At 63.3% G+C, this 7,700-nt stretch carries 4 protein-coding genes; all 4 read right to left on the bottom strand.

The genetic code is table 11. The features are described 5' to 3' along the window. Positions 1 to 569: 569 nt before the first annotated feature. The 4 genes from HX851_RS37915 to bglX all read right to left on the bottom strand — a co-directional run bounded on the left by HX851_RS37915 (position 570) and on the right by bglX (position 7,651). Complete coding sequence (locus HX851_RS37915) at positions 570 to 1,892, bottom strand: MFS transporter (RefSeq protein ID WP_177057281.1); 1,323 nt, start codon at positions 1,890 to 1,892, stop codon at positions 570 to 572. 211 nt (positions 1,893 to 2,103) lie between these two features. Further along, a complete protein-coding gene (gene mifR, locus HX851_RS37910; RefSeq protein WP_177057280.1) occupies positions 2,104 to 3,438 on the bottom strand; it encodes a sigma-54-dependent transcriptional regulator in 1,335 nt (444 codons plus the stop codon). Further along, entirely contained in the window at positions 3,432 to 5,198 is a 1,767-nt protein-coding gene (locus tag HX851_RS37905; protein ID WP_177064665.1) for a sensor histidine kinase, read from the bottom strand. The genes mifR and HX851_RS37905 overlap by 7 nt, the downstream gene beginning before the upstream one ends. A 161-nt stretch (positions 5,199 to 5,359) precedes the next feature. Further along, positions 5,360 to 7,651: a beta-glucosidase BglX gene (gene bglX, locus HX851_RS37900; protein WP_177057278.1), complete on the bottom strand. Its 2,292-nt coding sequence runs from the start codon at positions 7,649 to 7,651 to the stop codon at positions 5,360 to 5,362. Between the last annotated feature and the right edge of the window lie 49 nt (positions 7,652 to 7,700).

The following is a 7,700-nucleotide window of genomic DNA, read 5'->3' as shown; positions in this document are numbered from 1 at the left end:
AGCGGCAACGGCGTTGGCACCTGGGGTCTTGTCGTAGCCATCAGCAGCAACGCTGTAGGCGCCTGGGGTGTGGCTGTAACCATCGGCGGCAAAGGTGTTGGCGGCCAGTACGGAAAGGGTCAGGGCGAGGATCAGTTTGGTTTTCATGGTAGTTGCTCCAGTCGGTAGTCGTTTTGTTCAGTGGGTGTGGAAGTCATATTACGCTGGTTAATTTGATTAAAAAGCGCAAAAAAACGCTTAAATCAATCGTGTAAATCGATATGTTTGGCAATGCAATCAGGCGGCGGTCACGTGATGCCCGAGAGCATGTGCGCAAGTCGATTTGGCGTAGGGTCAGAATGGAGGCTGGGAATTAACTGACTATTAATTCCGAAAATTCTTTTGCGATTGCGCAGAAATGCGCCGGGATCGCCCGTAAGGACGTGGGTGAACGAGAGGGGCACGGTCTTGCAAACAACGTCGAACCTTGTAGGAGCCGGCTTGCCGGCGATGACGTCCGTATGGACGCTGCAAGGCTCAAAGGCCTCATCGCCGGCAAGCCGGCTCCTACAGGTTCAGGGCGTCGGTACTCAGTCGGTTTCGATCCGCGAGTGTTTGCGGGTGTCCTTCATGGTGATGTACACCAGCAGCGAAACCGCGATGCAGGCGGTCACGTACCAGTAGTAGCCGGTTTCCATGCCGATGCTCTTGAACCACAGCGCGATGTATTCAGCAGTGCCGCCGAAGATCGATACCGTCAACGCATAGGGCAGGCCCACGCCCAGCGCACGGATTTCCGTCGGGAACAGTTCGGCCTTCACCACGGCGTTGATCGAGGTGTAGCCGCTGACGATGATCAGCGCGGCCATGATCAGGAAGAACGCGCCCCACCAGGTCTGGATGGTGTGCAGGGTGCTGAGGATCGGCACGGTGCAGAGGGTGCCGAGAATCCCGAAGGCGATCAGGATCGGTCGCCGGCCGACCTTGTCCGACAGTGCACCGACCACCGGTTGCAGGCACATGAACAGGAACAGCGTCGCCGCCGAGATGGTGGTGGAGTCGGAGATGCTCATGCCGACGGTGTTCACCAGGTACTTCTGCATATAGGTGGTGTAGGTGTAGAAGGCCAGGGTGCCGCCCATGGTCAGGCCGACCACGGTCATCAGTTCCTTGGGATGACGCATCAGCGTGCGCATCAGGCTTTCTTTCGGCTTTTCCTTCTTCTTGGTGAACGACTCGGTTTCTTCCATGCCGCGACGCAGGTAGAGCGCAACGATCGCACAGAGGGCACCGATGCCGAACGGAATCCGCCAGCCCCAGTCCTGCAGTTGTTCGGTGGTCAGGGTCTGTTGCAGCACGATCAGCACCGCCAGGGCGATGAGCTGGCCGGAGATCAGGGTCACGTACTGGAAGCTGGAGAAGAAGCCGCGACGTTCCTTGGTCGCCATTTCGCTGAGGTAGGTGGCCGAGGTGCCGTATTCGCCACCGACCGACAGGCCCTGCATCAGGCGGGCAACCACCAGCAGGATCGGTGCGCCGACGCCGATGGTTTCATAACCAGGGGTCAGGGCGATGATCAGAGAACCGAAGCACATCAGCAGGACCGAGGCCATCAGTGCGGCCTTGCGTCCCTTGCGGTCGGCATACAGGCCCATCAGCCAGCCACCGATCGGGCGCATCAGGAAGCCCACGGCAAAGATCGCGGCGGTGTTGAGCAGTTGCGCGGTGGTGTCGCCCTTGGGGAAGAAGACCTTGGCGAAGTACAACGAGAACGCGGCGTAGACGTACCAGTCGTACCACTCGACCATGTTGCCGACCGAACCGCTGAAGATCGATTTCAAGCGGCTGGAAGTGCTTCTTTCTTTTGCCGGCGCAACCGCCGACCCGAGGGGTAGGGTAGAGGAGTTATCCATCAGGGAACCTTCAAGTCATTGTTTTTGTGGAGCGCGCGCAAGCGCAGCCTGACAGGGCTATAGCAGGAGCCGTGCCAGGGCCAGAAGGACCGGCCTAGAGGGGTTGGCGGAGTTTGATAAGCGGAAATCCGCTTACGGGCGCTCAATCGGTAAGCGGAAAGTCGCCGATATCTTGTGGCGAGCGGGCAAGCCCGCCCGCCACAAGGGGATGTCAGTTCTCCTTGAGAAACATCTCCCGGGCCAACCCATGGCGCTGCAGCTTTTCATTGAAAGTCCGGCGTGGCAGTTGCAGCTCTTCGAGCACCGCCTTGATATCGCCCTTGTGGCGGGTCAGCGCCGAGCGCAGACACTGTGCTTCGAACGCCTCCTGCCGGGCCGCCAGGGACTGGCCCGGATCGCTGCCTTGCGGCTCCGGTTCACCCAGGCCGAGCACCGAGCGCTCGGCGGCATTGGCCAGTTCGCGGACGTTGCCGGGCCAGTCATGGCTCAGCAGCCGGCTCAACTGTGGTCCGCTGAGCGCTGTCGTGGCGCGTCCCAGGCGCGTGGCCGCGCTCTGGGCGAAGTGTTCGAACAACAACGGAATATCCTCGCGCCGCTCGCGCAACGGCGGCAGGCGCAATTCGGCCACCGTCAATCGATACGCCAGGTCTTCGCGAAAGCGCCCGGCGCGAGCCTCTTCCAGCAGGTCGGGTTTGGTGGCGGCGACGATGCGCAGGTCGACAGCGATGCTCTGGTTGGAGCCCAGGCGTTCGAGCTTCTGCTCCTGCAAGACCCGTAGCAGTTTCACCTGCTGGGCCAGCGGCATGCTTTCTATCTCGTCGAGAAACAGTGTCCCGCCGTCGGCGTATTCCAGCTTGCCGATGCGCTTGCCCTGGGCGCCGGTAAAGGCCCCGCTTTCATGGCCGAACAACTCGGCCTCGAACAACGGCTCGGGAATCGCCGCGCAGTTGAGGGCCACGAAGGGCTTGCCAGCGCGCGGACCGAAGTCATGCAGACAGCGGGCAACCAGTTCCTTGCCGCTGCCGGTTTCGCCACGGATCAGCACGTTGACCGGCAGCGGTGCCAGTTCCAGCACCTGGCGCCGCAGGGTCTGCAGGCTGCGGGAAACCCCGAGCAGGCTGGCATCGAGTCGCGAGCGACTGTCGGCCTGTTCATGCAGGCGGCGGTTTTCCAGGACCAGTCGACGCTTTTCCAGGGCGCGCCCGAGGCTGCCCAGCAGGGCTTCGGGACTGAAGGGTTTTTCCAGGAAATCGTAGGCGCCGTCGCGCATCGCCTCGACCGCCATCTTCACATCGCCATGGCCGGTCAGCAGGATCACCGGCAGGTCGGCGTCGAGGGTGCGTACCCGCTCCAGCAGTTCCAGGCCGCTGAGGCCCGGCATGCGCACGTCGCTGATGATCACCCCGGGAAAATGCGCCGGCAGCCTGGCCAGGCACTCCTCGGCACGGCTGAAGACCTGGACCGTAAAGCCCGACAGACTCAGCCATTGCTCCACGGCACTGCGAATGCTGACTTCGTCATCGACCACCATCACCGCGTTCAACATGGGCTGTGTACCTCCAGGGCGATCGGCAGGGCCAGGGTGAAGAGGGCGCCGCCGGCCTGGTTGTCGACGCTCAGGCGGCCGCCCAGTTCATGGACGATGGCATAGGATACCGCCAGTCCCAGCCCGAGGCCTTCCCCGACCGGCTTGGTGGTGAAGAAAGGGTCGAAAACCTTGCCCAGGTGCTCCTCGGCAATCCCGCCGCCGCTGTCACCGACGGTCAGCAACCACAATTGCTGGTCGGCCTCGATACGGATTTCCAGGCGCTTGAGGGGCTTGTCGTGCATGGCGTCAAGGGCATTGCGCAGCAGGTTGATCAGCACCTGTTCGAGGCGGATCGCATCGCCACGGACCCAGGCCGGGCGGGTCAGGTGCAGCACCGTGCTGACGTTGTCTTCGCGCAGGCGCGGGTCGAGCAGTTGCAGCGACTGGTCGACCACGCCGGCCAGGTCCAGGGGCTCGCGCAGGCCGCTGGGGCTTTGCCGGGCGTAGGTCTTCAGGTGCCCGGTCAGGGCCGCCATGCGGGTCAGCATCTGGTCCAGGGGTTCCAGGGCCTGATAGGCGGCCTCGATCCGCCCGTGATCCAGCAGCAGGCGCAAGGTCGCCAACTGCATGCGCTGGGCGGTCAACGGCTGGTTGATCTCATGGGCCAGGGCCGCGGACATCTGCCCCAGCGCCGCCAGCTTGGCTGATTGCACCAGGCCGTCCTGGGCCGTGCGCAGGTCGCGGGTGCGTTCCTCCACCAGGCGCTCCAGCTCTGCCCGACTGCGCTGGCGCAGGCGGGCCAGGCGCCAGCGCTGGTTGAGGAATAGTCCGAGAAACACCAGTGCCAGCCACAGTCCGGCGCCGGCCAGCCCGGCATTGCGACGTTCCTCGGCGGCCAGTTGCGGCTTGCGCAGCAGGTGCAGGGTCCAGTGTTCGGTGTCCAGTGGCAGCGATTCCCAGAGCAATTGGACGCGACCGTCGGGGGTGTCGACCAGGCTCAGGTAGCTGTTGTCGCCGAAGACCCGCAGGGTCTGGTGCTCGATGGGGCTCAGGGCCTGCTTGTCGTATTGGCGGGTGCGGCCGATCTCGCTGCGGTCACTGTCGGACAACGGCCGCAACAGGCGATAACGCCAGCCCGGCTGGTTGGCGATAAATACGATGTCACGGGAGTCGCTGACCAGCAGGGTATCGTTGCCTTTGCTCCACTCGCGCTCGATCTCGGGAAACTCCAGCTTCACCACCATGGCCCCGATAAATTCGCCCTTGTCGTTGAACACCGCGCTGGAGAGGAAGTAGCCGGGAATCCCGCTGGTCACGCCGACCGCGTAGAAGTGCCCGCTGCCTTCGCTGCGGGTCTGGTTGAAGTAGGGGCGAAAGCCGTAGTAGTGGCCGACATAGCTGCTGGGCAGGCGCCAGTTGCTGGCGGCCACCGACAGGCCATTGCGATCGAGCAGTTGCAGGGTCGAGGAGCGTGCGGCGCCGTTGATGCGTTCCAGCTTGCGGTTGAGCGCGTCCTGGCGTTCCGGGCTGATCGGGGCGTCGAGGGCTTCACGCAGTTCCGAGTCCAGGGCCAGTACGGCGGGCAGGGCACGGTAGCGTTCGATCAGGGTATGCAGGGAATTGGCGTACAGCGTCAGTTGCGTCTTCCCGCGCGCGGCATCGTCCACCAGGGCCTGTTGTCCGGCGCGATGCACGGCCCAGCCGGCGGCCAGCACGGTGCCGGCGAGAATCAGCAGGGTATGGAGCGCCAGACGCAGGGAACGGGGGATCGGCGGCATGCGGGCAACGACAGGCAGGGGAGGGGCCGGAAAGATAACACGCCGGCCGAAGGTGTAGGCGGACCCTGTAGGAGCTGGCTTGCCAGCGATGAGGCCCTTGAGCCTTGCGGTGCCTGTCCAGGCACTATCGCCGGCAAGCCAGCTCCTACAGTTGGTTGGTCTTACAACAACTCGAAGCTCTGCTGCGTCACATCCTGGGAGTCCAGGCCGATCTGCACGTTGAACTTGCCCGGCTCCGCGGCGTACTTGAGCTGGGTGTTGTAGAACTTCAGGTCGTTCTCGTCGATGGTGAAGTGAATGACTCTCTCTTCACCGGCCTTGAGCAGCACCTTCTGGAAGTTCTTCAGTTCCTTGACCGGCCGGATCATGGAGCCGGCGACGTCCTGGATATACAACTGCACCACGGTCTCGCCGTCACGCTTGCCGGTGTTCTTCACCGTGACGCTGGCCTCGAGCTTGCCGCTCTTGTTCAGCGTGGTCGAGGACAGGGCCATGTTGCTCAGGCTGAAGTCGGTGTAGCTCAAACCGTAGCCGAAGGGGTACAGCGGGGTGTTTTCCTCGTCGAAATACTGCGAGGTGTAGTTGCCCGGCTTGCCCGGCGTAAACGGCCGGCCGATGCTCAGGTGGTTGTAGTACATCGGCACCTGGCCGACCGAGCGCGGGAAGGTGATCGGCAGCTTGCCCGACGGGTTGTAGTCGCCGAACAGTACATCGGCGATGGCGTTGCCGCCTTCGGTACCGCTGAACCAGGTTTCCAGCACGGCGGCGGCCTGATCCTGTTCGTGGCCGATGGTCAGCGGCCGGCCGTTCATCAACACCAGCACCAGCGGCTTGCCGGTGGCCTTGAGGGCCTTGATCAGCTCACGCTGGCTCTCGGGGATGTTCAGGTCGGTACGGCTCGACGATTCGTGGGACATGCCCCGCGATTCGCCCACCGCCGCTACCACCACGTCAGCCTGCTGCGCGGCCTTGACCGCTTCATCAATCAGTTGCTGCGCCGGGCGCGGATCGTCGACCACTTCCGGGGCATCGAAGTTGAGGAAGTTCAGGTAGTCGACGACCCTCTTGTCAGCGGTGATGTTCGAACCGCGGGCATAGATCAACTGGCCCTTGTCGCCCAGGGCACGGCTCATGCCGTCATACAGGGTGACCGATTGCGCGGGCAGGCCGGCGGCGGCCCAACTGCCCATCATGTCGATCGGTGCCTTGGCCAAAGGACCGACCAGGGCGATCTTCGCCGATTTCTGCAGCGGCAGGGTCTGGTCCTGGTTCTTCAGCAGCACCAGGCTGCGACGCGCGATATCCCGGGCATCGCTGCGGTGCAGGCGGCTTTCGGCGTTGGTGTCGGCCGGATCGTCCTCGGCCTTTCCGATACGCAGGTACGGGTCCTTGAACAGGCCCATGTCGTACTTGGCACCGAGCACTTCACGCACGGCGTTGTCGAGGTCGCTCTGCGGCACTTCGCCGGACTTGACCAGCCCCGGCAGTTCCTTGGCGTAGAGCGAATCGTTCATGCTCATGTCGATGCCGGCCTTGATCGCCAGCTTGGCCGCTTCGCGACCGTCCTTGGCGACGCCGTGCTTGAGCAGTTCGAAAATCGCCCCGTGATCGCTGACCGCCAGGCCCTTGAAGCCCCAGTCCTTGCGTAGCAGGTCTTGCATCAGCCAGGTATTGGACGTGGCGGGTACGCCGTTGATCGAGTTCAGGGCGACCATCACCCCGCCCGCGCCGGCATCGATGGCGGCGCGATAGGGCGGCAGGTAGGTCTGGTACATCTTCACCGGGCTCATGTCGACCACGTTGTAGTCACGACCGCCTTCCACCGCGCCATAGAGGGCGAAGTGCTTGACGCTGGCCATGATGCTGTCCGGCTCGCTCGGGCTCTTGCCCTGATACGCCTGGACCATCACCTTGGCAATGCGCGAGACCAGGTAGGTGTCCTCGCCGAAACCTTCGGAGGTGCGACCCCAGCGCGGATCGCGGGAAATATCGACCATGGGCGCGAAGGTGATGTCGAGGCTGTCGGCGCTGGCCTCCCCGGCGGCGATGCGTCCGGAGCGGCCGATGGCGTCCATGTCCCAGCTGGAAGCCAGGCCCAGGCTGATGGGGAAGATGGTCCGGTGGCCGTGGATCACGTCATAGGCGAAGAACATCGGGATCTTCAGCCGGCTGCGCATGGCCGCGTCCTGCATAGGACGGTTTTCCGGACGGGAAATGGAGTTGAAGGTGCCGCCGATGTTACCGGCGGCGATTTCCTTGCGGATCAGTTCCCGTGGCATTTCCGGGCCGATACTGATCAGGCGCAACTGGCCGATCTTTTCCTCGAGGGTCATCTGCTTCATCAGGTTGGCGATGAAGGCGTCCTTTTGTGCGATGGGTGCAGGCTTTGTGTCAGCCACGACCGGGAGACTGGCCAGGCCGATAGCGAGGCCCAGCAAACACAGCTTCTTCATGAATGATTATCTCGGGGCCCGGTACGGCGAGGTGTTCGAGCACCGGCCG

The sequence above is a fragment of the Pseudomonas gingeri genome, assembly GCF_013385635.1.
Taxonomy (GTDB): domain Bacteria; phylum Pseudomonadota; class Gammaproteobacteria; order Pseudomonadales; family Pseudomonadaceae; genus Aquipseudomonas; species Aquipseudomonas gingeri_A.
Note: the sequence above shows the minus strand (reverse complement) of the source record. Positions and strands in the feature narration are given on the sequence as shown.

Bases quoted from the DNA above. Each gene is read 5' to 3' on its own strand.
- HX851_RS37915 (WP_177057281.1), bottom strand. From the start codon at position 1,892: ATGGATAACTCCTCTACCCTACCCCTCGGGTCGGCGGTTGCGCCGGCA.
- mifR (WP_177057280.1), bottom strand. From the start codon at position 3,438: ATGTTGAACGCGGTGATGGTGGTCGATGACGAAGTCAGCATTCGCAGT.
- HX851_RS37905 (WP_177064665.1), bottom strand. From the start codon at position 5,198: ATGCCGCCGATCCCCCGTTCCCTGCGTCTGGCGCTCCATACCCTGCTG.
- bglX (WP_177057278.1), bottom strand. From the start codon at position 7,651: ATGAAGAAGCTGTGTTTGCTGGGCCTCGCTATCGGCCTGGCCAGTCTC.